Annotated in this window: 20 protein-coding genes and 2 tRNA genes; 18 read left to right on the forward strand and 4 right to left on the reverse strand. The window is 70.4% G+C overall.

Translation table 11 applies throughout. The features are described from left to right. Window positions 1-125: 125 nt before the first annotated feature. Window positions 126-1,256, reverse strand: coding sequence for a M48 family metallopeptidase (locus ACFU53_RS32240; RefSeq protein ID WP_384000330.1), 1,131 nt, complete (start codon window positions 1,254-1,256; stop codon window positions 126-128). 98 nt (window positions 1,257-1,354) lie between these two features. Between ACFU53_RS32240 and ACFU53_RS32245 the strand changes: the two genes are divergently transcribed. The 9 genes from ACFU53_RS32245 to ACFU53_RS32285 all read left to right on the forward strand — a co-directional run bounded on the left by ACFU53_RS32245 (window position 1,355) and on the right by ACFU53_RS32285 (window position 6,867). After that, on the forward strand, window positions 1,355-1,525 hold the full coding sequence (locus ACFU53_RS32245; RefSeq protein WP_351413242.1) for a hypothetical protein: 171 nt from the start codon (window positions 1,355-1,357) through the stop codon (window positions 1,523-1,525). A gap of 176 nt (window positions 1,526-1,701) precedes the next feature. Continuing rightward, on the forward strand, window positions 1,702-1,869 hold the full coding sequence (locus ACFU53_RS32250; RefSeq protein WP_189781409.1) for a hypothetical protein: 168 nt from the start codon (window positions 1,702-1,704) through the stop codon (window positions 1,867-1,869). A 58-nt stretch (window positions 1,870-1,927) separates the two neighbouring features. Continuing rightward, the gene (gene nadD, locus ACFU53_RS32255) at window positions 1,928-2,638 is read left to right on the forward strand and encodes a nicotinate-nucleotide adenylyltransferase (protein ID WP_384000334.1); all 711 of its coding nucleotides are present in this window, start codon (window positions 1,928-1,930) and stop codon (window positions 2,636-2,638) included. A gap of 16 nt (window positions 2,639-2,654) precedes the next feature. Next, on the forward strand, window positions 2,655-4,403 hold the full coding sequence (locus ACFU53_RS32260) for a LytR C-terminal domain-containing protein (RefSeq protein ID WP_384000337.1): 1,749 nt from the start codon (window positions 2,655-2,657) through the stop codon (window positions 4,401-4,403). Window positions 4,404-4,554: 151 nt separating this feature from the next. Next, window positions 4,555-5,001: a ribosome silencing factor gene (gene rsfS / locus ACFU53_RS32265; protein WP_384000340.1), complete on the forward strand. Its 447-nt coding sequence runs from the start codon at window positions 4,555-4,557 to the stop codon at window positions 4,999-5,001. Further along, window positions 4,998-5,666: a histidine phosphatase family protein gene (locus ACFU53_RS32270; RefSeq protein ID WP_384000343.1), complete on the forward strand. Its 669-nt coding sequence runs from the start codon at window positions 4,998-5,000 to the stop codon at window positions 5,664-5,666. Before rsfS ends, ACFU53_RS32270 begins: the two co-directional genes overlap by 4 nt. A gap of 130 nt (window positions 5,667-5,796) precedes the next feature. Then, a tRNA-Ala gene (locus ACFU53_RS32275) sits at window positions 5,797-5,869 on the forward strand. A 399-nt stretch (window positions 5,870-6,268) separates the two neighbouring features. Continuing rightward, window positions 6,269-6,502 (forward strand): hypothetical protein, encoded by a 234-nt coding sequence (locus tag ACFU53_RS32280; RefSeq protein WP_005479297.1) that lies wholly within the window; start codon window positions 6,269-6,271, stop codon window positions 6,500-6,502. Window positions 6,503-6,794: 292 nt separating this feature from the next. Next, a tRNA-Ala gene (locus ACFU53_RS32285) sits at window positions 6,795-6,867 on the forward strand. Window positions 6,868-7,027: 160 nt separating this feature from the next. On the opposite strand, the gene ACFU53_RS32290 is transcribed toward ACFU53_RS32285, so the two are convergent. Then, a complete protein-coding gene (locus ACFU53_RS32290; protein WP_384000347.1) occupies window positions 7,028-8,641 on the reverse strand; it encodes an NADH-ubiquinone oxidoreductase-F iron-sulfur binding region domain-containing protein in 1,614 nt (537 codons plus the stop codon). Further along, complete coding sequence (locus ACFU53_RS32295) at window positions 8,638-10,023, reverse strand: cytochrome b/b6 domain-containing protein (RefSeq protein ID WP_384000350.1); 1,386 nt, start codon at window positions 10,021-10,023, stop codon at window positions 8,638-8,640. Before ACFU53_RS32295 ends, ACFU53_RS32290 begins: the two co-directional genes overlap by 4 nt. Before the next feature lie 435 nt (window positions 10,024-10,458). Here ACFU53_RS32295 and leuS point away from each other — a divergent pair, with 435 nt between their 5' ends. The 8 genes from leuS to holA all read left to right on the forward strand — a co-directional run bounded on the left by leuS (window position 10,459) and on the right by holA (window position 21,912). Then, a complete protein-coding gene (gene leuS, locus ACFU53_RS32300) occupies window positions 10,459-13,338 on the forward strand; it encodes a leucine--tRNA ligase (protein ID WP_384000353.1) in 2,880 nt (959 codons plus the stop codon). Between the two features lie 153 nt (window positions 13,339-13,491). Continuing rightward, complete coding sequence (locus ACFU53_RS32305) at window positions 13,492-14,328, forward strand: hypothetical protein (RefSeq protein ID WP_384000356.1); 837 nt, start codon at window positions 13,492-13,494, stop codon at window positions 14,326-14,328. Between the two features lie 99 nt (window positions 14,329-14,427). Then, entirely contained in the window at window positions 14,428-15,273 is an 846-nt protein-coding gene (locus ACFU53_RS32310) for a DegV family protein (RefSeq protein ID WP_384000359.1), read from the forward strand. A gap of 508 nt (window positions 15,274-15,781) precedes the next feature. Next, a complete protein-coding gene (locus ACFU53_RS32315) occupies window positions 15,782-16,750 on the forward strand; it encodes a helix-hairpin-helix domain-containing protein (protein WP_384000374.1) in 969 nt (322 codons plus the stop codon). A 62-nt stretch (window positions 16,751-16,812) separates the two neighbouring features. Continuing rightward, window positions 16,813-19,467 carry a ComEC/Rec2 family competence protein gene (locus ACFU53_RS32320; RefSeq protein ID WP_384000377.1) on the forward strand — a complete coding sequence of 885 codons (2,655 nt, stop codon included), beginning with the start codon at window positions 16,813-16,815 and terminating at the stop codon, window positions 19,465-19,467. Window positions 19,468-19,471: 4 nt separating this feature from the next. After that, complete coding sequence (locus ACFU53_RS32325) at window positions 19,472-20,290, forward strand: arylamine N-acetyltransferase (RefSeq protein WP_384000363.1); 819 nt, start codon at window positions 19,472-19,474, stop codon at window positions 20,288-20,290. A 100-nt stretch (window positions 20,291-20,390) separates the two neighbouring features. Beyond that, window positions 20,391-20,636: a hypothetical protein gene (locus ACFU53_RS32330; protein ID WP_078595581.1), complete on the forward strand. Its 246-nt coding sequence runs from the start codon at window positions 20,391-20,393 to the stop codon at window positions 20,634-20,636. Between the two features lie 289 nt (window positions 20,637-20,925). Then, window positions 20,926-21,912, forward strand: a complete 987-nt coding sequence (holA, locus tag ACFU53_RS32335) for a DNA polymerase III subunit delta (protein WP_384000366.1) — start codon at window positions 20,926-20,928, stop codon at window positions 21,910-21,912. A gap of 581 nt (window positions 21,913-22,493) precedes the next feature. Here holA and rpsT read toward each other — a convergent pair. Beyond that, a complete protein-coding gene (gene rpsT / locus ACFU53_RS32340; protein ID WP_384000369.1) occupies window positions 22,494-22,760 on the reverse strand; it encodes a 30S ribosomal protein S20 in 267 nt (88 codons plus the stop codon). 269 nt (window positions 22,761-23,029) lie between these two features. Between rpsT and lepA the strand changes: the two genes are divergently transcribed. Further along, on the forward strand, window positions 23,030-24,898 hold the full coding sequence (gene lepA / locus ACFU53_RS32345) for a translation elongation factor 4 (protein ID WP_384000372.1): 1,869 nt from the start codon (window positions 23,030-23,032) through the stop codon (window positions 24,896-24,898). The last annotated feature ends 72 nt before the right edge of the window (window positions 24,899-24,970 follow it).

The following is a 24,970-nucleotide window of genomic DNA, read 5'->3' on the forward strand; positions in this document are numbered from 1 at the left end:
GCCCCTGCGGGCCGTGAAAAAGCCAGGGGCGCGGGGAACTGCGCGACCAGCCCCCACGCACCCGCAGCCGAAGAACACACGAGCCGCGCGCTTCTCCTGTGGTCAGGCGCGGCGGCAGCCGTACGTCACTCGTCGTCCCGGCGCCTGTCCTCCTGGGCGGTGTCCGTGCCGCCGCCCTGCTCCGGGTCGGTGTCGGTGCCCGAGCCGCTGCTGCCGTTGCCGAAGCCGCCGAAGCCGCGCCGGACCCGGCCGCCGAGGTCGCCCGCGCCGCCCGCGATGTCGGTGACCAGCTTCATCAGCGGGTCCTTGGAGTTCTTGACACTGCTCGTGTAGTGCGTGGCCGACTCGCGGAAGGTGTCGGTCACCGAGGTGTCCTTGTCCTGGCTGCGCCGCGGGTAGTGCCCGTCCATGATCCGCTGGAAGTCGCGGGACTCGGCCCACTTCTTCAGCTCGGCCGCGCGCACGGTGGTGAAGGGGTGCGAGCGGGGCAGCACGTTGAGGATCTTGAGCACGGAGTCGCGCAGGTCGCCCCCGGCCTCGTACTCCTCGGCCTGCGCGAGGAACGCGTCCACGTTCATCTCGTGCAGGTGGTTGCCGCCCGCGATCTTCATCAGACCGCGCATCGACGCCTGGACGTCCTGGCCGACCAGGAGGCCCGCGCGGTCGGCGGACAGCTCCGACTTGCGGAACCACTCGCGCAGCGCGGTCACGATCGCCATGATCGCGAGGTTCCCCAGCGGGATCCAGGCGATCTTCAGCGCGAGGCTCGTCAGGAAGAGCAGTATCGTCCGGTACACCGAGTGGCCGGAGAGCGCGTGGCCCACCTCGTGCCCGATGACGGCCCGCATCTCCTCCTCGTCGAGCAGCTCGACGAGCCCGGTGGTGACGACGATGATCGGCTCGTCCAGGCCGATGCACATTGCGTTCGGCTGCGGGTCCTGGTTCACGTACATCGGCGGGACCTTCTCCAGGTCCAGGATGTAACACGCGTCCCGCAGCATGGTGTTGAGGTGGGCGAACTGCTGGTCCGAGACCCGTACGGAGTCGGACAGGAACAGCAGCCTGAGGCTGCGTTCCGGCAGCAGACCGCTGAGTGCCTTGAACACCGTGTCGAAGCCGCTGAGCTTGCGCAGCGCCACCAGCGCCGAGCGGTCCGCGGGGTGTTCGTACGCCCGGGAGGAGATCCCCTCGAAGCGCCTGCGCTGCCTGCTCGGCACGTTCTCGTGCCCGTTCTGCTCGTGGCTGTCGTCCGGCATGTTTCCCCCATGCTCTGTTTGCCCATGTTGCCCCCGAAGCGGGGTCCAGCCTAGGCGGAGTTACCGTGGCAGGGCATCAACCGTAAGGAGCGATCTCCATGGGACATCTCCCGCACCTGCCGGCATCCGCATGGCTCACCGAAGCAGCGGACACCGCCGCGAAGGAACAGGGGGCCGGCAACCTGCTGCGTGTGGTGCTGATCGTGATGGTCCTGGGCTCCGTCCTGATGGCGTGGTTCCTTCTGCGGGGATACAAGCGGGACGAATGACGCCCGCCGACGGGAAGGACGTACGGCGCGCGCGAACGGTTGCTCGAACGAGAAGTACGCGCGTGGCGGTGCCCGCGTTCACTCCTGGGCGGAGTCGGCGTGATCGCCGGCGAGCCCCCCGCTTACGATGGGCGGGTCTTTATCCCGATCCCACACCCGGATAGGTCACGCCGACGATGAGCTTCCACAGCACCGCTGCCGACTTGGTCACTTTCGCCGCCGAGGGCGGCGGGGAGCACGGCGGCAACCACGAGAGCCTGAGCCCCTACCTGACCGGCGGCGGAGCCTTCTTCGCCCTGATGCTGCTGCTGTGGATCACCACTCGCTTCAACCGCGATCGCTAATCCGCGCAAAAGGACGTTCGAACGGTGCGCGTCGGCCGGGCCGGTAGGCTCTCCACGCATGGGAGAGCAGGAAATGCCTACCGGTCCGGAGCATGACGAGACGGCGGACCAGGCGTACGACACCACGGACGGCCGGGCCGACAGCGTTTCCGGCGCACCGGGAAACCGCCCGTCGGAGCCCGGACGGCGCCGCCTCGGCGTCATGGGCGGAACGTTCGACCCGATCCACCACGGGCACCTCGTGGCGGCCCAGGAGGTCGCCGCGCAGTTCGGTCTCGACGAGGTCGTGTTCGTGCCGACCGGCCAGCCGTGGCAGAAGTCCCACCGCTCGGTCTCGGCGGCCGAGGACCGCTATCTGATGACGGTCATCGCGACGGCCGAGAACCCCCACTTCTCCGTGAGCCGCATCGACATCGACCGCAAGGGCCTCACCTACACCATCGACACCCTGCGCGAACTGCACGAGCTCAACCCCGACTCGGACCTCTTCTTCATCACCGGCGCCGACGCGCTCGGCCAGATCCTCACCTGGCGCGACGCCGAAGAACTCTTCTCCCTCGCGCACTTCATCGGGGTCACCCGTCCGGGTCACACCCTGGCCGACCCGGGCCTGCCCGCGGGCGGGGTCTCGCTGGTCGAGGTCCCGGCACTCGCCATCTCCTCCACAGACTGCCGTGCGAGAGTCGCCAAGGGCGATCCCGTCTGGTACCTGGTGCCGGACGGCGTGGTGCGCTACATCGACAAGCGGCAGCTGTACCGCGGCGAGTGAGCCGAGAGGGGCACCGGTGAACGACCGATACGACGCCGGCTACGGAGGCGACCAGAGTTACGAGCTCGTCGGCTACGACGAGTACGGGCAGCCGGTGTACCGACAGGTGCCCGCCCAGCAGGTGCCTCAGCAGCACGCGTACGACCCCTACGGGACACAGCCGTCCCAGGGGTACGGCCAGGGCTACGGCTACGACCCGTACGCGACCGGCCATGTCCCGCAGCAGCAGACGCAGGGGTACGGCGCGGGCTACGACACGGGCCAGCAGGCACCGGGGCCCGCCTACGACCCGTACGACCCCTACGGGCAGCCCGCAGGCACCGGCCGGCAGGCACCCGTCGCCGAACAGAGCGCCTACATCCCGCAGCAGTCGGCACCGCCGGAGACCGCCGAGGAGAGCGAGCCCCGCGCCGGTGACGCCTTCCTGGAGCGGAACTCCGCCGAACAGGACTACCGCACCGAGCAGTTCGCCTTCGTCGAGGAGCCCGACGGTGACTCCGAGGACGTCATCGACTGGCTGAACTTCACCGAGAACCGCACCGAGCGCCGCGAGGAGGCCAAGCGGCGGGCCAAGAGCCGGCTGATCGCCCTGGTGGTGGTCTTCGCCATGGTCGCGGTCGGCGGCGTCGGCTACATGTGGTGGGCGGGCATGCTGCCCGGGTCGTCCTCGGACGAGCAGACCGGCACCACGACCTCCGCGGCCGCCCAGAAGCGGGACGTGGTCGTCGTCCATCTGCACGACACCAAGAAGGGCGGCACCTCCACGGCGCTGCTCGTCGACAACGCCACCACCAAGCAGGGCGCGACCGTCCTGATCCCCAACGCCCTCGCCCTGACCGGCGACGACGGCACCACGACGACGCTCGCCAAGTCCGTCGAGGACGACGGGTCCTCCGGTACCCGCGACGCACTCGACACCGTCCTCGGCACCGACATCGAGGGCACCTGGCGGCTGGACACCCCGTATCTGAACAACCTCGTCGGACTCGTCGGTGACATCGACATCGACACGAACGCGAACGTGCCCGACCCCGAGGCCAAGAGGAAGACCGAGGCCCCCCTCGTCACCAAGGGCAAGGGGCAGACCCTCAGCGGCAAGATGGCCGTCTCCTACGCCACCTACCGGGCCTCCGGCGAGTCGCAGGACGCGCAGCTGGAGCGGTTCGGACAGGTCATGCAGGGAGTGCTGCGCAAGCTGTCCTCCGACGCGCAGGCCGCCACGGTCACCGTGCAGACGCTGGCCCAGATCCTCGATCCCTCGCTCAGCGACAAGGATCTCGGCACCTTCCTCGCCAAGCTCGCCGACCACGCCAAGGGCGGCGACTACAAGACCGAGTCGCTGCCCGTCCAGCAGGACGGCACGCTCAGCGCGGAGGACTCCGACAGCGTGGTCAAGGACCTGCTCGGCGGCGCCGCGAAGAGCCCCGACGCGGGGGACGCCGTCCGGGTCGGCATCCGCAACGCCACCGGCGAGAAGGACGCCACCGAACAGGCCCGCGTGGTCGTCCTCAACGGCGGCTACACCTTCCTCGACGCCGGCACCACCGCCACCGCCCAGGCCACCTCCCAGGTCACCTACTCCGACGCGGCCCGCAAACAGGACGCCGTCGAGGTCGCCAAGACCCTCGGCCTCCCGACCAGCGCCGTGAAGAAGGGCGAGACCACGTCCAACGCCGACGTCTCCGTCGTACTGGGCCAGAACTACGAGACGACCGGGACGACGGGAACGACAGGAACGACGGGAACCACGGGAACCACGGGCTGATCGAACCGCCATGGTCAGTGATCGGGCCCCGGAGCGCCGCATCGGCGCTGCTCCGGGGCCTGATCGATTAACACGTGGGGCGGTGTCGGTGGGCCGTGAGACCCTTGGGGTAGCCCGTGAGGGTTCCTGACCGACGACCGAAAGCCGTTTAGTGACCGCCACCGACCGCTCCCTCGAACTCATCACCACCGCCGCGCAGGCGGCCGCCGACAAGCTCGCGCACGACGTCATCGCGTACGACGTCAGCGATGTGCTGTCCATCACGGACGCCTTCCTGCTCGCCTCCGCGCCCAACGACCGCCAGGTCAAGTCGATCGTCGACGAGATCGAGGAGCGGCTGAACAAGGAGCTCGGCGCCAAGCCGGTCCGCCGCGAGGGCGACCGCGAGGCCCGCTGGGTGCTGCTGGACTACGTCGACATCGTCGTGCACGTCCAGCACAGCGAGGAGCGGGTCTTCTACGCCCTGGAGCGGCTCTGGAAGGACTGCCCCGAGCTGGAGCTGCCCGCCGACGCCAAGGCCACCCGGGGCAAGGGCGCGGAGCACGCCAAGCTGCGCGCCGCCGAGGAGGACGCCGAACTGGGCGGAGAGTTGCGGTGACCGCGGGCATCGACGCGGCCGACCGCAGAGGCAGGGGCCGTCGGCTCATCCTGTGGCGGCACGGTCAGACCTCGTGGAACGTGGAGCGCCGCTTCCAGGGCACCACGGACGTCGAGCTGACCGAGACCGGCCTCGGTCAGGCCCGCCGCGCCGCCCGGCTGCTCGCCTCCCTCCAGCCCGACGCGATCGTCGCCTCCGACCTTCGGCGTGCCGCCAACACGGCCGCCGAGCTGGCCGCGCTCACCGGCCTGGAGGTCAGCCACGACGAGGGCCTGCGCGAGACCTACGCGGGCGTCTGGCAGGGGCTCACGCACGACGAGATCATCGCCCGGCACGGCGACGAGTACGCCGCGTGGAAGCGCGGCGAGCCCGTCCGCCGCGGCGGCGGCGAGCTGGAGACCGAGGTCGCCGACCGCGCCGCCCCCGTCGTGCTCCGGTACGCCGACAAGCTCCCGGAGAACGGCACCCTCGTGGTGGTCAGCCACGGCGGCACCATCCGCACCACCATCGGGCGCCTCCTCGGCCTGGACCCCCACCACTGGGAGAGCCTCGGCGGCCTCTCCAACTGCTGCTGGTCCGTCCTCGGCGAGGGCGCCCGCGGCTGGCGGCTCCTGGAGCACAACGCCGGCACGCTGCCCGAGCCGGTGCTCGGCGACGACGACTGAGTCCCGTACGCGGCCTCGTACCAGGGCCGCGGCCCGGATTTCACTTTCCGGCTGGTCGCAGGCTAAAGTTCTTCTTGTTCGCCCCGCCGAGCGGGGCCGAAACATCATGCGGCTCCGCCGCGTGACGCAAGGGGCTATAGCTCAGTTGGTAGAGCGCCTGCATGGCATGCAGGAGGTCAGGAGTTCAATTCTCCTTAGCTCCACAGATCGGTACAGAAGATCCCGTTCCCGCGAGGGGACGGGATCTTTCGTGTGTGACCTGCGTCCCTTCTTGAGCACTCGCCGCCCCGGAGGCGTATACCTCTGCGGACGGCCTTCTTTCCCGCCGCTTGCCCGGACTGGTACGAAGGCGTCGCTGACCGTATTGGTCCGGCCGTGGCAGAATCAAACGGCCGGAAGGGGGCGCGGCCCGACGGGAGGGAGAAGCGATGCCTGCGAGCATCCGCGGGAGGGTCCACGACCTTCCCGCAGCGGTGGTGATGCGGAGCAAGACCACCCTCCTCTGCCCTTCCTGCGGTTCGCTCCACGTTGCCCAAGTCCTCGGTGACAACGGAGGGATCTCCTACGTGTGCACGGCCTGCGGCCACAGCTGGAGCTGATCGATGGGTGCACACAGGAGGAAGTGCGACTGGTGCGGCAGCGGCACGCCCATCGTCCGCGACATGGAGCCCGTCAACGCCGACTATCAGTACTGGTGCGAGGAATGCGCGCGGGCACTGATCATAAAAGGCGACCCGATCGAGACGTACCGCGAACTGGAGGGTGAGCCGATCTACGGCCGGCTCCTCGAAGAGCACTGCACACTCAAGCGTTTCTACTCGTTCGTGACCGCTTGAGCGTCTCGCAACCGGCAGTGCCCCTGTGGCGGCCGCCAGGACGAGTCGGCGACCCGCCGGGGTCCTGAGCGTGCGGCAGGCGGGCCAGGGCCCCGTGCAGGGCCTGTACGGGGCTGGGTGGCCGCCGTCGGCAGGGGTGCGAACGGCGGGTGAGTGGTGGGTGGTTCGGAATCCGACATCAACTCCCAAATCAACCCACAATCCGCACCCGACGGAAACGATTTGGTGGTGCGCGCGGGGGACCGGTAATGTTGGCGTCGTCGCCAGGGAGACCGGGCGGACAACACAGCAAGGGGCTATAGCTCAGTTGGTAGAGCGCCTGCATGGCATGCAGGAGGTCAGGAGTTCAATTCTCCTTAGCTCCACAGACAAGACCCCGTCCAAGTGGACGGGGTCTTCGCGTTGTTGGCGACGCGAGCGACAGTGACGGAGAAGAGGCAGGAATAGAGGCAAGGGATAGAGGCCAGGGATAGAGACAGGAAGGGCGGGTCACCCCACTCGGGGTGACCCGCCCTTCGGCGTGCTTCAGCGACCGCTGCCCAGGGCCCGGCGGCCGCGGCCCTGGGAGAGGACCGGGAGGTTGCGGGACGGGGCGGAGGCGCGGTTGTCCTCCTCGAGGCGCAGGGCGAGCGCGGGGCAGCGGCGCACCGCGCGGAGGGCCTTGGCCTCGGCGTACTGGGGGACCTTCGCCTGGGCGACGGTGGGGAAGCCGTCGGCGCCGAGTTGGAAGACCTCGGGGAGGATGTCGGCGCACAGGCCGTGGCCCCGGCACAGGGTCCAGTCGACGAAGATCTTCTGACGGCTGCCGGTCTCCTCCTCGGCCGCGCTGCCCGGGATGCCGGTCGGCATCCTGCCGCCCTCGAAGAGCGGCAGCACCCCTTCGACGGGGCGCCCGCAGCCGTTGCCGAGGACGTGCGCGGCGAGGTCGTCCGTGAACGCCTTGACGGTCGATTCCAGGAACATCGCGGAGCCGTCCGGGTGCGAGCACGCGCCGCGGCGCTTGACGTTCTTCGCGACCTGCTTGAGGGCCTCCAGGGCGGCCGGACCGCCGCCGTTGAGGATGTCCTCCATACCGCGCGCGGCGGCCGGCAGGCCGAGGTAGCAGGGACCGCACTGTCCCGCGCTCTCCTCGGCGAGCCACTTGGCGACCTGCAGCGACTCGCCGAGCGGGCAGGTGTCCTGGCTGATCGGCAGGATCGCGCCCGCGCCGAGCGCACCGCCCACCGCGTCCAGCGAGTTGCGCGAGACGACCGCCTCGTTGACCGTCGCCGCGTCGATCCACTTGCCGTGGTAGCCGCCGGTCAGCACGCCCTGCGGGACCGGCGGCGCCCCGGCGAGTTGCAGGATGTAGCGCAGCGGCACGCCGGTGGGCGCTTCGATCACCATGGGGCGGGCGACCGCGCCGGACACAGTGAGCATGACGGTGCCCGGCTCGTCGTACAGGCCGGTGTTGCCGTACCGCTCGGAGCCGATGCGGGCGCCGATGGCGAGCTGCGCGAAGGTCTCGGCGTTGGAGAGCAGGGTCGGCGCGCCGCCGACACCGCTCTTGGACGCACTGGTCTTGCGGCCCGGCGGGATGGGCGGGCCGCCGTCGATGGAGCGGATCAGCGAGCCGGCGGCACCGGTGACCATGCGGACCGGGTTGCGCTGCACGCTCGCGCGGATGGCGGCGCCGCGCCGGTTGCTCAGCCCGCGCTCGGCGAGGGCCGCCTCCATCGATCGCTCGGTGGATTCACGTGTCACCCCGATGACGAGCTGACGGGCGCCCAGGGCCTCGGCGACCAGGAGGGCGCCGTCCAGGATGAGGTGCGGGGCACGGTTGATCAGCACCGTGTCCTTGCGGCAGGCGGGTTCGTCCTCACTGCCGTTGACGACCACTACGGGCCGGATGCCGCGCTTGATCGCCGACTCGGCGACCGACCGCAGCTTCTTGTGGAACGGGAAGCCCGCGCCGCCCCTGCCCTTCAGGTTGATCCGCTCGGACAGCTGGGCGAGTTGTTCGCCGCCCATCGGTTCGAGCGGACCGTGCACCTTCAGGTGCATGGGGAGGTCGAGTCTCTCGACGAGGTCGAAGCCCGAGGTGAGCTGGGGGAGCCCCACCACACGGACTTCGGGGACGTCGGGAAGGGCCTCGTTCACTTAAATCCTCCGGAAGGCGCGTTCCAGGGTTCGCCTGAGCTCGGCGGCGGGTCGTAGTCGTAGCCGGGCAGCGTTTCAGTGGCGGGACCGCTGTTGTACGTGTCGTTCGGGTTGTACGTGCCGTAGGGGGCGTTCGTCTCAGCCGTTCCGTAGGAAGTTTCGGAAGCGCCCGTGTTGTACGTCTCGCCCTGGTAGGTCTGGCCCGGGTACGCCTGGCCCTGATACGACTGCCCGCCCAACGGCTGTCCGGCGAAGGTGTCCTGCATGGGGTCGTACGACGACGGGGGTGCCTCGCCGACCGGCGGCGGGGAGGGGGCCGGCCAGCGCGTGCCCGTGCCGGCGCCGTCGTCCATACGGGGCATGGCCTGCGTGGGCTGCATGTCCAACGGCGGCTGCTGCTGGGTCAGATAGGGCGCCGTTGGTTCCGGGGAGCGCGGGGTCATCGACACCGCGCGGTACGCGGCCGCGAAGCCGGGGCCGCTGTCGGCGGAGGCGGCCGCCGCGCGCTGCGGGGGCACCAGCGGGTCGCCGAGCGGGGGGTTCTGGCCCTGCCCGCCGCCGAAGCCGGGGAGCGGGAACTGCCCGGTGTCGCGCATCTGGTCGCGCCGGCCACCCTCGCGCCGGCCGCCGGGCTCCTCGAAGCCCTGCAGGGCCGAACGGGACTTCACGAGTTCGTCGACCTCGGGGGGCCGCTGGCCGTCGGTGCCCAGGATGGCGGCGATGCGCTCGACCACCTGGCGCTTGACCTCGCGCGGCGCGGCGCGCAGCAACAGGGCGGCGGCGACGGCGACCAGGCCGGCGGAGTAGAGGATCACGAAGACCGGCTTCGCTTCGCGACCCGCGTAGAGTCCGTGCACCAGCGCGAAACACCAGGCCGGGTAGGCCATCATGTGCATCGCGCGCCAGCGTGCCGCGACCGGCGCCGGGGACGCGAAGTTGCTGCGCAGCGCGCCGGTGATGGCGACGAAGACCATCATGGCCCCGGCGGTCGCGCCGAAACCGATGAGCGCTCCCGTGCCCGTCACGCCGAGGGCGAAGGGGAAGAGGGCGATCGCGGAGACGTGGTTCAGCGCCAGCTTGACCGAGACGTGCAGCACGAGGAACGCGACCGAGGCGATGGCGGTCGTCCGGTGGACGGCCTGGCCGATGATCCGCTGGCGCACGGTGAGCAGGGTCCGGTCCTGGGCGACGAGCCCCCAGAGTACTGAGCAGGTCAGTGAGACGAGCGCGAGAACGCCCGCTCCGAAGTCGAGGAACTCCCGGTACGCGTCACCTCCGACCAGCACACTTACGGGTATCAGCAGCAGAGCGGCAGCCGTGGCTATCCCGTAGGCCGAGCGGCCTGTCTGGGGTAGCGAGCTGTTACTGCGACGAGGGTTCATGGGGGCAACTCCGAACAGTTTCGGGAAAGCGGTCCCGTCGTCGAACTGTAAGTGGTGCCAAACCGAGCGGTACGAGGTTTCAGTTATTGCGTTGTTATCAAGGGCCAATCTCACATCTGTGATGCCCCTTAATGGTTGTTACGCGGAGTAAGTTTTGAATAAAGTTCAACTTTTTTGGCCGGATCCCGTGGCTGACACACCGCTGGTTCCTGTCCATCGGCGGGCCGGAACGCCGTCGCGGCGGCTATGGGGCTGCGGTACCCTGAGCCCATGCGTGCCGTACGCCTTCTGCTTAGCGAGCCGCGCTGATCAGTCCCGACCGCCGATGAACGGCGTGGTCGGAATCGGCGCGGCGTCCCCTCCTGTGCGAGGGGATTTTTCGTTTCCTGGACGAACAGCCCGCTGGCAGAGACGATCGATGGAGCTTTGAGGATCATGAGCGAGACGAACCCCGCGGCCACAGGTATGTCGGTGGATGCCGCGCCGCACCGCTACACGGCCGCCGTCGCGGCCGAGATCGAGGCACGCTGGCAGGACTTCTGGGACGTCGAGGGCACCTACGCCGCGCTGAACCCGAGCGGCGACCTGGCGGGCGACGCCGAGTCGGCCGCCAGGCCCAAGAAGTTCATCATGGACATGTTCCCGTACCCGTCCGGCGCGGGCCTGCACGTCGGCCACCCCCTGGGGTACATCGCCACCGACGTCTTCGCCCGCTACCAGCGGATGACCGGCCACAACGTCCTGCACACCCTGGGCTTCGACGCCTTCGGCCTGCCCGCCGAGCAGCACGCCGTGGCCACCGGCGAGCACCCCCGGATCACCACCGAAGCGGCCATCAGCAACATGAAGTCCCAGCTGCGCCGGCTGGGCCTGGGCCACGACAAGCGCCGGTCGTTCGCCACGATCGACCCGGACTACTACAAGTGGACCCAGTGGATCTTCCTGCAGATCTTCAACTCCTGGTACGACGACGAGGCGAAGAAGGCCCGCCCGGTCGCCGAGCTGGTCGCCCAGTTCGAATCCGGTGAGCGCGCGCTGCCGGGCGGCGGCTCCTGGAGCGCGCTGAGCGCCGCCGAACGCGCCGACGTGCTGGGCGAGTACCGCCTGGCGTACGCCTCCGACGCGCCGGTCAACTGGTGTCCCGGCCTGGGCACCGTGCTGGCCAACGAGGAGGTCACCGCCGACGGCCGCTCCGAGCGCGGCAACTTCCCCGTCTTCAAGGCCAAGCTGCGCCAGTGGAACATGCGCATCACCGCGTACGCCGACCGTCTGCTGGACGACCTGGACGAGCTGGACTGGCCCGAGGCCATCAAGCTGCAGCAGCGCAACTGGATCGGCCGTTCCGAGGGCGCCCGCGTCGATTTCCCCATCGACGGCGAGAACATCACGGTCTTCACCACCCGCCCCGACACCCTGTTCGGCGCGACCTACATGGTCCTGGCCCCCGAGCATCCGCTGGTCGACAAGTTCACCCCGGGCGCCTGGCCCGAGGGTGCCCGCGACGTGTGGACCGGCGGTCACGCGACCCCGGCCGACGCCGTCACCGCCTACCGCGCGCAGGCCGCCTCGAAGTCCGACGTCGAGCGTCAGGCCGAGGCCAAGGACAAGACCGGTGTCTTCATCGGCTCGTACGCGACCAACCCGGTCAACGGCGAGAAGATCCCGGTCTTCATCGCCGACTACGTCCTGATGGGCTACGGCACCGGCGCGATCATGGCCGTCCCGGCGGGCGACCAGCGCGACTTCGAGTTCGCGCGCGCCTTCGAACTGCCGATCACCTGCATCGTCGAGCCGACCGACGGCCGCGGCACGGACACCTCCACCTGGGAGGACGCCTTCGGGTCGTACGACGCGAAGATCATCAACTCCACCGGTGACGGTGTGTCCCTGGACGGCCTGGGCGTCGTCGAGGCCAAGGCGCGCATCACCGAGTGGCTGGCGCGCAAGGGCATCGGCGAGGGCACGGTCAACTTCCGGCTGCGCGACTGGCTGTTCAGCCGCCAGCGCTACTGGGGCGAGCCCTTCCCGATCGTCTACGACGAGGACGGCGTCGCCCACCCGCTGCCCGAGTCGATGCTGCCGCTGGAGCTGCCCGAGGTCGAGGACTACTCGCCGCGCACCTTCGAGCCGGACGACGCCGACACCCGGCCCGAGACGCCGCTGTCGCGGAACGAGGAGTGGGTGAACGTCACGCTGGACCTGGGCGACGGCCGCGGCCCACGCACGTACCGCCGTGAGACCAACACCATGCCCAACTGGGCCGGTTCCTGCTGGTACGAGCTGCGCTACCTGGACCCGCACAACTCCGAGAAGCTGGTCGACCCGGAGATCGAGCGGTACTGGATGGGGCCGCGCGAGGGCCGGCCGCACGGCGGTGTCGACCTGTACGTCGGCGGCGCCGAGCACGCCGTGCTGCACCTGCTGTACGCCCGCTTCTGGTCCAAGGTCCTGTTCGACCTGGGCCACGTCTCCTCGGCCGAGCCGTTCCACAAGCTGTTCAACCAGGGCATGATCCAGGCCTTCGTCTACCGCGACAGCCGTGGCTTCGCGGTGCCGGCCGTCGAGGTGGAGGAGCGCGACGACGCGTACTACTACCAGGGCGAGAAGGTCAGCCGTGTGCTGGGCAAGATGGGCAAGTCCCTGAAGAACGCGGTCACTCCGGAGTCCATCTGCGCGGAGTTCGGCGCGGACACGCTGCGGCTGTACGAGATGGCGATGGGCCCGCTGGACGTCTCCCGGCCGTGGGACACGCGCGCGGTGGTGGGTCAGTTCCGGCTGCTGCAGCGGCTGTGGCGCAACGTCGTCGACGAGGCCACCGGTGAGGTGACCGTGGTGGACGCCGAGCCCGGCGAGGACACCCTGCGGGCGCTGCACAAGGCCATCGACGGCGTACGCCAGGACCTGGCGGGCCTGCGGTTCAACACCGCGATCGCCAAGGTCACCGAGCTGAACAACCACCTGACCAAGGTGGGCGGCCCGGTGTCCCGCTCCGTCGCCGAGGCCCTGGTCCTGCTGGTCGCGCCGCTGGCCCCGCACATCGCCGAGGAGCTGTGGCGCAAGCTGGGGCATGTGGATTCGGTCGTGCATCAGGACTTCCCCGTCGCCGACCCCGCGTACGTCGTCGACGAGGCCGTCACCTGCGTCGTCCAGATCAAGGGCAAGGTCAAGGCCCGCCTGGAGGTGTCGCCGGCCATCTCCGAGGAGGAGCTGGAGAAGGTGGCCCTGGGTGACGAGAAGGTGGTCGCCGCGCTGGCCGGGGCGCCGATCCGGAAGGTGATCGTGCGGGCGCCGAAGCTGGTGAACATCGTCACGTGAGCGAAAGCGGGCGACGCGGCCCGAGGTAGCTGTCGGTAGTCGTTCGGCTGCCGACAGGAAGCGGTTCGGGGTCGTCCCCTACGGGCAGGTTCCGGGTTCGGATGGAACTCGGGACCTGTCTGTTGCGTTTACCGTTGAAGAGCGCCGCGGCACATGTCGTGCCGGTCGGAGAAGGAGGAGCGCGTCGTGGAAGTCATCGCAGTCCTCGCCCTGCTCTTCGTGCTGTTCGTGGTGCTGGGCGCGTACGCCACGGTGAAGGCGGTCGGCGCGGCCAAGCGCGGCGTGGACCGTACGATCACGCAGGCCAAGCGGACCGTCGAGGACACCACCCTGCGCGCCAGAAGCCTGGCCCAGCCGGGCCCGGTCGGGCAACTGGCCGACCTGCGGCTGAAGTTGCGCACGTCGATGCGGGCCACGCAGGAGGCGTTGCAGGCGGGCGTGGGCGAGGACGAGTCCCTGAAGGAGTCCCTGGCCCTCTTCGAGCAGCTCAGCAAGCACGGCCGGGAACTGGACGACGAGCTTCGGCGCCTGGAGCCCGAGCCGGACCGGAGCAAGCTGGCCCAGCGGCTGCCCGCGCTGCGCGAGCGTACGGAGCGGATCATCAAGTCCGCCGACTCACTGCGCTGGGCGGCGCACGACCGGGCCCGCAAGTTCGCGGAGGACGACCTGGACACGCTCAGCGCGCAGATTGACGTCGAGGCGGGCGCGCTGCGGCACTGGACGACGGAACCCACCTCGGTGTGGCCCGAAGCGCCCAAGGCCGAGCCAACGCCGGTCTGGCCCGAGGCGTCGAAGCCCGAGACCAGCGCCTCCACGGGGCAGACCTGGCAGGAGACCTCCGAGTCCCGCGGAGCCGATCCCCGCAGCGGTGAGTCCCGCAGCGGTGAGTCCCCCAGTGGTGAGGAGCCGCCCAAGCCCGCGATCGCCCCGCCGAGGGCGCGGCCGACGTACCCGTGGCAGAAGAAGCCCCGTCCGGAGAGCACGACTTGAGCCGGTCTGCTCGGCAGGCTCGGTCGGCCCGCTCTGTACGCTCGCAGGTGAGAGGGGCCGGGCTGCCGTCGGCGGGGCTTGGCGGGTAACCTCCAGCTCATGTCCCGCCATGTCGCGATCGTCACCGATTCAACGGCCTACCTGCCGCCGCCGGCGATGGAGCGTCACGGCATCATCGCGGTGCCGTTGACCGTGGTCCTCGGCGACCAGGCGCTCGAGGAAGGTACCGAGATCTCGGCGCGGTCCCTGGCCCAGGCACTGCAGAAGCGACGGTCCGTCACCACCTCCCGCCCCAGCCCCGAACTGTTCGCGGAGACCTACCGCAGGGTCGCGGAATCGGGCGCCACGGGCATCGTCTCCCTCCACCTCTCCGCCGAGTTCTCGGGCACGTACGACGCCGCCGTGCTCGCGGCGCGCGAGGCACCCGTGCCGGTGCGCGTGGTGGACACCGGGATGGTCGCGATGGCCCTCGGGTTCTGCGCCCTGGCCGCCGCCGAGTCCGCGGAGGCGGGCGGCACGGTGGACGAGGCCGTCACGGCCGCCGAGAAGCGGGCCGCGGGGACGTCCGCCTTCTTCTACGTCGACACCCTGGACTATCTCCGCCGGGGCGGACGGATCGGCGCCGCGCAGGCGCTGTTCGGTTCCGCGCTGGCGGTCAAGCCGCTGCTGCAGCTGGACGGCGGCCGCATCGAGATGCTGGAGAAGGTGCGTACGGCGTCCAAGGCGATCGCCCGCCTGGAGGAGATCGTCGCCGAGCGGGCGGGCGGAGCGCCGGTCGACATCGCCGTCCATCACCTCGCCGCGCCCGAGCGGGCCTCGGCGCTCGCGGAGCGGCTGCGGGAACGGGTGCCCGGGCTGGCCGATCTGCATGTGAGCGAGGTCGGGGCGGTCATCGGGGCACATACGGGGCCTGGGTTGTTGGGGGCGGTTGTCTCTCCTCGGTGAGGGGCGGGGCAGGGGTACTGCTGGGGCTGGGGCCGTTCGGTTGGAGTGGTGGCCGTCGCTCGTGTGGGTGACGGAGTTATCCACAACTGGGTAGTAATCCACGGGAATCGAGCAAGATCATCGCGAGTGGGCGAGCTTGCCCGATCCTCGTCGCATGGCACTTCGATCACGTTCACGTACGGCGACAGTCACCAGCGGCCCGGGCCGGGGCCCGTCCTCGGACGGGCGCGCCCGACACCGCTCTCGACAGCCGAGGGGCAGGGCGGGCCGTCGCCGGGCATCGGCGGAGACGCTCCGCCTGCGCGCGGAGGCGTTGTTCCCCGAAAGGGCCGGGGAGCCCCGGGAGTTGGGGCACGGGCCCCCGGGAGCACCCAGAGGGAGGACTGGGGTCGGGGTCGGCGTGGCCTGGGCGGAGGGATCTGCGGGTTCCGGTGCTCCGGTAGCGGAGGGGGCCGTGACTTCCGGTGCTCTTGCCGCCGAAGGGGTCGTGGGCTCCGGTGCTCCAGCCATGGACGGTGGCGTGGATGAGTTCGGGGGTCGGGCCGACGATGACGTCCCGTGCGAGGCCGCTGCGCGTGGGAGAGGCCTCGGCGGCGGTGGTGCTGTCGACAGCCGTGCCGTCGTCCACGGTGTTCCCTCCGGTGCCGCTGTCACCGACCGGGCCGCATCCGGTCGTGATGTCGACGACAGCTCTGTCGATCGCGATGCGAGGGGTGCGTGGCGGGAGCGTGTGGGGCCGGCTGTGCGGGAGCGGTTGCCGCTGTGGTTGCAGGTGCGGTGCGGCATCGAGCGGAAGAGCGTGGTCGCACTGAGCGTGGTGCTGGTCGTCGCGGCGGTCTTCGCGGCACAGCACTTCTGGGCGGGCCGGACCCAGCCGGTGAGTGCACCCGAGGTGGTGCGGGCGGGTGCCCCAGGGGCTTCGGGGGGTCCGGCGGCCTCGTTCGGTGAGCTCGGGGACGGCCAGGTGGCGGCGCCGGGCGCCTCGGCCGGAGCAGTGGCTCCCACGGTCGGGCCCTCGATCGTGGTGGACGTCGGCGGGAAGGTGCGCAGACCGGGGATCCAACGGCTGCCGGCCGGCTCCCGCGTCGCCGACGCGTTGCGGGCGGCGGGCGGTGTGAGGCCGGGTGCGAACACCGACGGGCTCAACCGCGCCCGACTCCTCGTGGACGGCGAACAGGTCCTGGTCGGCAGTCCGGCGCCGGTGTCCGGGCCGGGCGAGGTGCCGGGGGCGGGCGGCGGCGGTGGGGCCGGGACCGGCGGAGCCGTCACGGGAGCGGCGCCCGCGGCCCCTGTCTCCCTCAACACGGCCACCGCCGACCAGTTGGACACGCTGCCCGGCGTCGGCCCCGTCCTCGCTCAGCACATCATCGACTACCGCACGCAACACGGCGGCTTCCGCTCCGTCGACGAACTGCGCGAGGTGAACGGGATCGGCGACCGGCGATTCGCAGACCTGCGGAACCTGGTACGGCCATGAAGGCGAGGGAAGAGGGGGCGTCGGCGGCGGCTGGGGTGCGGGGTGCTCCGCCGCGGTCCGCCGTGCACGCGGCCTCCGGCACCCGGCTCGGCGACGCGCACCCCAGGCAGGAGGGGCCGACGGATCTGCGTCTCGTGCCACCGGCGCTGGCCGCGTGGGCGACGGCGGCGCTGATGGTGCACGCCTCGCCCGGGTGGGTCACGGGAGTGGTCGTGGTCTGTCTGGTCGTGGGCGTGGCCCTGCTCGTTCCTTGGCAGGGGCAGGGGCAGGGGCAGGGGCAGGGGCAGGGGCAGGGGCAGCGGCAGGGGCGAAGGCGGGCGCGGCGTGGGGCCGGGGCCTGGACGAAGGTGTCCGTCGCCGCTGTGCTGCTGTGCGCCGGAGCGGCTGCCGCTTCCGCCGGGCTGCATGGGGCGGATCTGAGGCGGGGGCCCGTCCCCGCCCTGGCCGAGCAGTACGCCCGTGTGACCGCGGATGCTGAGCTGACGTCCGACCCGCGCCTCACCCGCCCCCGGATCAAGGGCAACCACGCGGCCCCGGCCGCCGTGCTCCTCCAGGCCGAGGTACGACGCGTGCGGAGCCCCGACGGCACGGTCGTGGACACGCGGACACCGGTGTTGGTCATCGTCGATGTGGAGGGGCGGCCCTACGTCGGTGCGGGCCGGGCCGCAGGTGACGGCGGGGGCGTCGGCCCGGACTCGGATGTTGGCCGAGCGGGCGTCGGCCCGGGCTCGGGTGACGGTGGGGGTGAAGGTGGGCGTGACGGTGGGGGGCGAGGTCCTGGTGGTCGTTCGTCCTGGCTTTCGCTTCTGCCGTCCACGCGGGTGCGGGTGGTGGCCCAGGTCGTGCCGGCCATGGTCGGGGGAGACCGGGTGGCGGCCGTGCTGCGGGTGCGGGGCGGTGGGGCGCCGGACGTGGTGGAGGAGCCGAGTGCGGTGCAGCGGCTCGCGGGGCGGTTGCGTGCGGGGCTGCGGGAGGCGACCGACGGGCTGGACGCGGACGCGCGGGCGTTGTTGCCGGGGTTCGTCGTGGGGGACACCTCGCGGGTCCCCGCCGAGTTGGACGAGGCGTTCAAGGCGACCGACCTCACGCACCTGCTCGCTGTCAGCGGGGCCAACTTCACGATCTTGTTAGCCCTGTTCATCGGGCCGCCGGGGCTGGCGCAGCGGGCCGAGCGACGAGGGCTCGCGCCCCGGCTCGGGATTCCGTTGCGGGCGACCGCGCTGGCCGGCGGTGCGCTGACGCTCGGTTTCGTGATCGTGTGCAGGCCGGACCCGAGCGTGGTGCGGGCCGCGGCCTGCGGTTCGATCGCGCTGCTGGCCATCGCGACGGGACGCCGCAGGTCCCTCATCCCCGCGCTGGCGACGGCGGTCCTGCTGCTGGTGCTGTACGACCCCTGGCTGGCCCGCAGTTACGGCTTCCTGCTGTCCGTCCTCGCGACCGGAGCCCTGCTCACCCTCGCGCCGCGCTGGAGTGCGGCGCTTCAGCGGCGCCGGGTGCCACCGCGTCCGGCCGAGGCGCTGGCGGCGGCAGGAGCCGCGCAGGCGGTGTGCGCGCCGGTCGTCGCCGTGCTGTCGGCCAAGGTGAGCCTGGTGGCGGTGCCGTGCAATCTGCTGGCGGAGTTCGCGGTGGCCCCTGCGACGGTGCTGGGGTTCGCCACGCTGGCGACGGCTCCGGTGGCGATGCCCGTGGCCGAGTGCCTCGCTTGGTGCGCGAGTTGGCCCGCCGGCTGGATTGCGGACATCGCCCGCACCGGGGCATCGCTGCCCGGCGCGGGAGTGGACTGGCCGGGCAGTTGGACCGGCGCGCTGCTGCTCGCCCTGGTCACCGTGGTCCTCGTCCTCATCGGGCGGCGGATCGTCAGCCACCCATGGCTGGCGGGGGTCTGCCTGGTGGCGTTTTTGCTGGTCGTGGTGCAGCCACCGCCTCTGACGAGGGTGATCACGGGGTGGCCGCCGTCGGGCTGGCGATTCGTGATGTGCGATGTGGGGCAAGGCGATGCGACCGTCCTCGCGGCGGGCGACGGCGCGGGGGTGGTCGTGGACGCCGGTCCCGATCCTGTGCTGGTCGACCGCTGTCTGACGACGCTGGGCATCACCAGGATCCCGCTGGTCGTGCTCACCCACTTCCATGCCGACCATGTGGTGGGGCTGCCGGGAGTGCTGCGGGGACGTTCGGTGGGGGCGATCGCGGCGACGGGGTTCGAGGAGCCCGCGGACCAGGCCGAGTTCGTGCGCAGGGAGGCGGCGGCCCGGCGGATTCCGCTGACGCGGGCCGTGGCCGGGGAGGAGCGGCGCACAGGGAGCCTCACGTGGCGGGTGCTGTGGCCGCCGGGCGACGCCGCCGCACCGGACGGGCCGAACGATGCCAGCGTGACCATGCTCGTCCGCTCGGCCGGACTGACCCTGCTGCTCCTCGGCGACCTGGAACCTCCCGGACAGCGGGAACTGGCGAGATCCCCGGAGGCCGCGGCGCTCGGAGCCGTGGACGTGGTGAAGGTCGCCCACCACGGTTCGGCCTACCAGGATCCGGGCCTGATACGCGCGATGGCCCCACGGCTGGCGCTCATCTCGGTGGGCGCGGACAACCCTTACGGTCACCCGGCCCCCAGTACGGTCGCGGCGCTGCGGGCCGGGGGCGCCACGGTGCTGCGTACGGACGAGGACGGCGCGATCGCCGTCGCGGGTACAGCGAAGGAGTTGCTCGTGGCGAGAGACTGACGTCATGGATACCGCAGAGCTTGACGCCTACCTTCGCCGTCTCGGAGCCGAGCAGCCGGCCTGGCCCACCATCGACGTACTGCGTGAACTGCACCTGCGTCATCTGCGGACGGTGCCGTTCGAGAACCTGTCGATCCATCTCGGAGAGGAGATCGTCCTGGAGGAGAAGCGGCTGCTGGACAAGGTGGTCGGGGAGCGCAGGGGCGGCTTCTGCTTCGAACTGAACGGGTTGTTCGGGGCGTTGCTCGCGGAGCTCGGGTTCGATGTGACGCTGCTCGCGGCGCGGGTCTACGGCGAGGAGGGGCGGCTAGGCATCCCGTACGACCATCTCGCGCTGCGGGTGCGGACGGTGGACGGGGGCGACTGGCTGGCCGATGTCGGGTTCGGGGCGAACAGTCACTATCCGCTGGAGTTCGAGGGCCGGGGTGAGCAGGTGGATCCGGGCGGCACGTTCCGGGTGGCCGAGCCGGACCGGGAGAGCGGGGGGCGGGAGTTCGGGGACCTGGACGTGTTCCGGGACGGCAAGCCCCAGTACCGGCTGGAGGCGCGGCCGAGAGTGCTCGGGGACTTCGTGGCCGGGGCCTGGTGGCACAGCACCTCACCGGCCTCCCATTTCACCCAGTCCCTCGTCTGCTCCCGGGTCGCCGAGGGCGGCGGACGCCTCACCCTCAGCGGCCGCACGCTCACGGTCACCTCGGCGGAGGGCGACCGGGAGGTGACCGAACTGACGACGGACGGGGAGGTGCTGGCGGTGTACCGGGAGCGGTTCGGGATGGAGTTGGGCCGGGTGCCGGAGATGGGGGAGGGGCGCGGGGTGCGTTAGGGGGTGGGGGAGGAGAGCGGGACGTGTCAGGGGACAGGGGCGGGGTGTGGGATGCGTTGAAGGGGACGGAGGTGGGGTGCGCGTGGCGGAAAATGGGGGCGTGAGTGATGTGAGACATGTGCTGGTGCTGCCCGATCGTGACGCGGCGGAGGCGGCGGCGGAGGCGCTCGGGGAGCGGTTCGGGCTGGACGAGGAGCCGCAGCTGGTGCGGGACGCGCTGGCCGGGGAGGACGACGCCGAGGACGCACAGTGGTTGTTGGTGCTGCGGGACGAGCGGGGGCGGCTTGATCCGGTGGCGTTGGACGAGTTCGCGGGGGAGTGGGAGGGGTGGCGGGAGGAGCCGTGACGCTCCGCCGGTGAGCGCCGGGTGACTGCGGGGCGGCGCGTCGGTTCGTCGGCCGCGGGTCGGTGGGGGTTGCTCGCGGCCGCGCTGCGGAGCCGCACATGTCACAGTCCCGCGCCCCGTCCGGAGCGCGGCTGCCGTGCGGGGCGGCGCGTCGGTTCGTCGGCCGCGGGTCGGTGGGGGTGGCTCGCGGCCGCGCTGCGGAGCCGCACATGTCACAGTCCCGCGCCCCGTCCGGAGCGCGGCTGCCGTGCGGGACGGGTTGTCAGTGGCCCGTGGGATGCTGTGTGGGATGGCCAAGAAGACTGCGAATGATGATCCTCTCGCCCCCGTGACGCTTGCCGTGGGGCAGGAGGAGTTGCTGCTCGATCGTGCGGTCCAGGTGGTGGTGGCCGCCGCGAAGGTCGCCGACGCCGACACGGACGTACGGGATCTGTCCTCGGACCAGTTGCAGCCCGGCACGCTCGCCGAGTTGACGAGTCCGTCGCTCTTCGCGGAGCGGAAGGTCGTGGTCGTACGCAATGCGCATGATCTGTCGGCCGACACGATCAAGGACGTGAAGGCGTATCTGGGGGCTCCCGCCGAGGAGATCACCCTGGTGCTGCTGCACGCGGGCGGCGCCAAGGGGAAGGCGCTGCTGGACGCGGCGCGCAAGGTGGGGGCGCGGGAGGTGGCGTGCCCCAAGATGACGAAGCCGGGGGATCGGCTGGCGTTCGTGCGGGGGGAGTTCCGGACACTCGGGCGGTCCGCCACGCCCGAGGCGTGCCAGGCGCTCGTCGACGCGATCGGGAGTGATCTGCGGGAGTTGGCGGCCGCGGCGTCGCAGTTGGTCGCGGATGTCGAGGGGACGATCGACGAGGCCGTGGTCGGGCGGTACTACACCGGGCGGGCCGAGGCGTCGAGCTTCGAGGTGGCCGATCGGGCCGTCGAGGGGCGGGCGGCGGAGGCGTTGGAGGCGCTCAGGTGGTCGCTGGCGACGGGGGTGGCGCCGGTGTTGATCACCAGTGCGTTGGCTCAGGGGGTGCGGGCGATCGGGAAGCTGTCGTCGGCGCGGGGTGGGCGGCCGGCGGATCTCGCGCGGGAGTTGGGGATGCCGCCGTGGAAGATCGATCGGGTGCGGCAGCAGATGCGGGGGTGGACGCCGGATGGGGTGGCCGTTGCGTTGCGGGCGGTGGCTGAGGCGGATGCGGGGGTGAAGGGTGGGGGGGATGATCCCGGGTACGCGTTGGAGAAGGCGGTTGTGGTGATTGCGCGGGCTGCGCGGTCGCGTCGAGGCTGAGTTTTCTCGCCCACGGCGCCCCTACCCGTCGCTCCCCCACTCTCGGCTCCGCTCGAGCGGGGGGACCCCCATCCAGGGGCGCTGCCCCTTCGACCCCGGGAGGGGGGAGGGGTGCTGTGTGTGGGTACGTGCGGGAGCGGCGGGGCTTGTCGCGCAGTTCCCCGCGCCCCTAAAAGCATGCGGCTCCCGAGCCCCTGAAGGCAGCGAAGCTTCCCGTGCCCCTGAAAAAAACCGCCGCTTCCCGAGCTCCTGAAGGCGCCGCAGTTCCCTGTGCCCCTGGCACCGAAGCTTGCCGAGCCCCTGAAAAAAACCGCCGCTTCCCGAGCTCCTGAAGGCGCCGAGGCTTCCCGTGCCCCTGAAAACATCCAGTTCACCGTGGTCTGAAAGCGCGAAGCTGATCCCATGCCGAAAGCCCCGCTCTCCATCCCTGGGGAAGGGGTGGAGGGCGGGGCCTTGGTTCAAGCTTGTGGACCTGTACCCGCGTGGCGAACGCAGGCCGCGTACGGGTCCGGGGTGCCGGGTGGGAGCGGATGAGAGAGGGCCCGCTCTGGTCCAGCCGGCGGTCAGATCAAAGGTGGAGCTCAGCCCTTGAGGGCAGAGACCTTGGAAGCAAGCGCCGACTTCTTGTTGGCGGCCTGGTTCTTGTGGATGACGCCCTTCGAGACGGCCTTGTCGAGCTGACGCGCGGCAGCGCGCTGGTACTCGGTGGCCTTCTCGGCGTCACCCGCGGCAGCGGCCTCACGGGCCTTGCGGATTGCGGTCTTGAGCGACGACTTGACGGCCTTGTTGCGAAGGCGCGCCTTCTCGTTGGTCTTGTTCCGCTTGATCTGGGACTTGATGTTCGCCACGAATGAGCCTTTTCAGCTACAGGTGCGCGAGGACATGGAGGTCATGCAGGACACGCCGTGCATGCCTCGGACACCGTTTGATTTTCTTGGGCTGTGCCTCCTGCTGAGAGGGCATGAGACACAGCCGCCCACGCTACCAGCAGCCCACGGGTCGGCCCAAACCGGTCGCAGTTCTCCGCCCGTGGGACCATGGTGCCTACGTACAAGACCCGCTAGATCCGACCCGAGACCGCAGACGGCTGCGGACACCTCAAGAATCAGGACCCTGCGTGCCCGCGATCCCTAGCCATGTGCCCGAGCCGAGCCGTACCGACCCGGCTCTGATCCGCAACTTCTGCATCATCGCGCACATCGACCACGGCAAGTCCACGCTCGCCGACCGGATGCTCCAGCTGACCGGGGTGGTCGATCAGCGGCAGATGCGTGCTCAGTACCTCGACCGCATGGACATCGAGCGCGAGCGCGGCATCACGATCAAGTCCCAGGCGGTCCGACTGCCCTGGGCCCCGACCGAGGACCCGGGCAACACGCACATCCTCAACATGATCGACACCCCCGGGCACGTGGACTTCACGTACGAGGTGTCCCGGTCGCTGGCGGCCTGTGAGGGGACGGTCCTCCTCGTCGACGCGGCCCAGGGCATCGAGGCCCAGACCCTCGCCAACCTCTACCTGGCGATGGAGAACGACCTCAAGATCATCCCCGTACTGAACAAGATCGACCTGCCGGCCGCCCAGCCGGAGAAGTTCTCCGAGGAGCTCGCCAACCTCATCGGCTGCGATCCCGAGGACGTCCTCAAGGTCTCCGCCAAGACCGGTCTGGGCGTCGAGGCGCTGCTGGACCGGGTCGTCGCCGAGGTCCCGGCCCCGGTCGGAGTCCAGGACGCCCCCGCGCGCGCCATGATCTTCGACTCGGTGTACGACTCCTATCGCGGTGTCGTGACGTACGTCCGTGTCATCGACGGTCAGCTCAACAAGCGCGAGCGGATCCGCATGATGTCCACCGGCGCAACCCACGAGCTGCTGGAGATCGGCGTCTCGGCCCCCGAGATGAAGGCGGCCGACGGCCTCGGTGTCGGTGAGGTCGGCTATCTGATCACCGGCGTGAAGGACGTCCGCCAGTCCAAGGTCGGTGACACGATCACCACCCTGCACAAGGGCGCCACCGAGGCGCTCGGCGGTTACAAGGACCCGAAGCCGATGGTCTTCTCGGGCCTGTATCCGCTGGACGGCTCCGACTACCCCGAGCTGCGCGACGCCCTCGACAAGCTTCAGCTCAACGATGCCGCGCTGGTGTACGAGCCGGAGACCTCCGCCGCCCTCGGCTTCGGTTTCCGCGTCGGCTTCCTGGGTCTGCTGCACCTCGACGTGATCCGCGAGCGGCTGGAGCGCGAGTTCGGGCTCGACCTGATCGCCACCGCGCCCAACGTGGTCTACCGCGTGGTCATGGAGGACGGCGCCGAGCACACGGTCACCAACCCGAGCGAGTTCCCCGAGGGGAAGATCGACGATGTGTACGAGCCTGTCGTGCGCGCCACGATCCTCGCGCCCTCCGAGTTCATCGGGTCGATCATGGAGCTGTGCCAGACCCGGCGCGGCACCCTGCTCGGCATGGACTACCTCTCCGAGGACCGTGTCGAGATCCGCTACACACTGCCGCTCGCGGAGATCGTCTTCGACTTCTTCGACCAGCTGAAGTCGAAGACGCGCGGCTACGCGTCGCTGGACTACGAGCCCACCGGCGAGCAGAGCTCCAGCCTGGTCAAGGTCGACATCCTGCTGCACGGCGACAAGGTGGACGCCTTCTCGGCGGTCACCCACAAGGACGCGGCGTACGCGTACGGTGTGCGGCTCGTCGCCAAGCTGCGCGAGCTGATCCCCCGCCAGGCCTTCGAGGTGCCCATCCAGGCCGCCATCGGATCGCGCGTCATCGCCCGCGAGACCATCCGTGCCATCCGCAAGGACGTCCTCGCCAAGTGCTACGGCGGTGACATCTCCCGTAAGCGGAAGCTGCTGGAGAAGCAGAAGGAAGGCAAGAAGCGGATGAAGATGGTGGGCTCTGTGGAGGTTCCACAGGAGGCCTTCATCGCCGTCCTGTCCAGCGACGACAGCACCGGCGGCGGCAAGGGCAAGAAGTAGCCACCGGCGGCGACCGCCGCCGTCCGTGGGGCGGCCGCTGTTACCCCCGGAAACTCGGGCAGAGTGCGGGCC

The organism is Streptomyces sp. NPDC057474 (assembly GCF_042802555.1).
In the GTDB taxonomy this organism is placed as follows: domain Bacteria; phylum Actinomycetota; class Actinomycetes; order Streptomycetales; family Streptomycetaceae; genus Streptomyces.

Excerpts from the sequence above, each read along its gene's own strand:
- ACFU53_RS32240 (WP_384000330.1), bottom strand. The coding sequence starts at position 1,256 with ATGCCGGACGACAGCCACGAGCAGAACGGGCACGAGAACGTGCCGAGC.
- ACFU53_RS32245 (WP_351413242.1), top strand. The coding sequence starts at position 1,355 with ATGGGACATCTCCCGCACCTGCCGGCATCCGCATGGCTCACCGAAGCA.
- ACFU53_RS32250 (WP_189781409.1), top strand. The coding sequence starts at position 1,702 with ATGAGCTTCCACAGCACCGCTGCCGACTTGGTCACTTTCGCCGCCGAG.
- nadD (WP_384000334.1), top strand. The coding sequence starts at position 1,928 with ATGGGAGAGCAGGAAATGCCTACCGGTCCGGAGCATGACGAGACGGCG.
- ACFU53_RS32280 (WP_005479297.1), top strand. The coding sequence starts at position 6,269 with ATGGGTGCACACAGGAGGAAGTGCGACTGGTGCGGCAGCGGCACGCCC.
- ACFU53_RS32295 (WP_384000350.1), bottom strand. The coding sequence starts at position 10,023 with ATGAACCCTCGTCGCAGTAACAGCTCGCTACCCCAGACAGGCCGCTCG.
- leuS (WP_384000353.1), top strand. The coding sequence starts at position 10,459 with ATGAGCGAGACGAACCCCGCGGCCACAGGTATGTCGGTGGATGCCGCG.
- ACFU53_RS32305 (WP_384000356.1), top strand. The coding sequence starts at position 13,492 with ATGTCGTGCCGGTCGGAGAAGGAGGAGCGCGTCGTGGAAGTCATCGCA.
- ACFU53_RS32310 (WP_384000359.1), top strand. The coding sequence starts at position 14,428 with ATGTCCCGCCATGTCGCGATCGTCACCGATTCAACGGCCTACCTGCCG.
- ACFU53_RS32315 (WP_384000374.1), top strand. The coding sequence starts at position 15,782 with ATGGACGGTGGCGTGGATGAGTTCGGGGGTCGGGCCGACGATGACGTC.
- ACFU53_RS32325 (WP_384000363.1), top strand. The coding sequence starts at position 19,472 with ATGGATACCGCAGAGCTTGACGCCTACCTTCGCCGTCTCGGAGCCGAG.
- holA (WP_384000366.1), top strand. The coding sequence starts at position 20,926 with ATGGCCAAGAAGACTGCGAATGATGATCCTCTCGCCCCCGTGACGCTT.